This is a genomic window from Micromonospora sp. LOL_015 (assembly GCF_048060275.1).
GTDB lineage: Bacteria > Actinomycetota > Actinomycetes > Mycobacteriales > Micromonosporaceae > Micromonospora_E.
The window spans coordinates 1-277 of the sequence record NZ_JBHMIO010000226.1 but is presented as its reverse complement, the minus strand read 5'-3'; the positions used below and the strand labels follow the sequence as shown (position 1 = coordinate 277).

Genomic DNA, 277 nt, shown 5'->3' with positions numbered 1-277 from the left:
GCGATGCCCGAGTTCGCCGACGTCGGGTTGGTGTTCGACGCCACGTCGGCCGGCGCGCACCAGCGCAACAACGAGATCCTGCAGGCGCACGGGAGGACCGTGGTCGACCTGACCCCGGCCGCGATCGGCCCGTACGTGGTGCCGCCGGTCAACCTGGACGCGCACCTGGCCGAGCCGAACGTCAACATGGTCACCTGTGGTGGGCAGGCCACCGTGCCGGTCGTCGCCGCCGTCGCGGCGGTGGCCCCGGTGGCTTACGCGGAGATCGTCGCGTCGA

The 277-nt window shown here is 72.2% G+C and carries 1 pseudogene; it reads left to right on the top strand.

The features are described 5' to 3' along the window. A pseudogene (locus ACFHWU_RS29595) lies at window positions 1-277 on the top strand (acetaldehyde dehydrogenase (acetylating)); the annotation flags it as partial.